Raw genomic sequence first — 807 nt, forward strand, 5'->3', positions numbered from 1 at the left:
CTTCCATATTATAGATTATAGTTTTCTCTCCGGCATTCATCTGTTTTCCGTCACAGAAAAGAAAGGGCAAGCTTGACTTGCCCCTACTTTCTGCACTGCAAGTTTTTTCAGGCAGTCGGGCCTGACCCGGCGGCCGTTTCCCTTGCAAGACCTTCCGCGGGCTCGACCCGCATTGCCGCAAGCGCAGTCTGCCATAACAGAACTTCTTTTATTTTCAGCTGACTTTTCTTGCTGTTTGTTTTTATTTCCAAAAATTTTCAGGCCATCGGTCTGTCAACCTAACAATTGCTTAAACCGCAAACCGGCTTGACCGGTTTGTCGGCTTTGAAGCTTTGTTAGGCTGGCTTTTATTTTACAACTTCAAACAAAAATTTACACCGCATCTTAAAAATATATTTTTCCTCTCTTTCTTTCGCCGAAAAGAAGAGGCAGGCTTGACCTGCCCTACTTTTTGCACCGCAAGTTTTTTCGGGCAGACGGGCCTGACCCGGCGGCCGTGTCCTAGATAAACCATTTCTGCGGGCTCGACCCGCAATCGCCGAAAACACGGATTTTTCATAACCGAACTTCTGTCGTTTCAGTATGAATTTCCTGCCGTTTTTTTTCAAAAAGCTTCTATATTATAGATTTCTCTCCGGCATTCATCTGTTTTCCGTCACAGAAAAGAAAGGGCAAGCTTGACTTGCCCATATTTTTTTTGTCACAGAAAGTTTTCAGGCAGACGGGCTTGACCCGGCGGCCGTATCCCTTGCAAGTCCTTCCTGCGGGCTCGCCCCGCATTGCCGCAAGCGCAGTCTGCCATAACAG

The 807-nt window shown here is 47.0% G+C and carries 2 protein-coding genes; both read right to left on the minus strand.

Going from position 1 to position 807, the window contains the following annotated elements:
* Positions 1 to 347 precede the first annotated feature (347 nt).
* Positions 348 to 608, minus strand: a complete 261-nt coding sequence (locus JI65_RS16980) for a hypothetical protein (protein ID WP_191018346.1) — start codon at positions 606 to 608, stop codon at positions 348 to 350.
* Positions 609 to 615: 7 nt separating this feature from the next.
* Positions 616 to 807: hypothetical protein (locus JI65_RS17230; RefSeq protein WP_207106112.1), on the minus strand; the 192-nt coding region annotated here is incomplete at its 5' end.

Origin of the sequence: Treponema zioleckii (assembly GCF_014737315.1) — a bacterium.
Taxonomy (GTDB): Bacteria; Spirochaetota; Spirochaetia; order Treponematales; family Treponemataceae; genus Treponema_D; species Treponema_D zioleckii.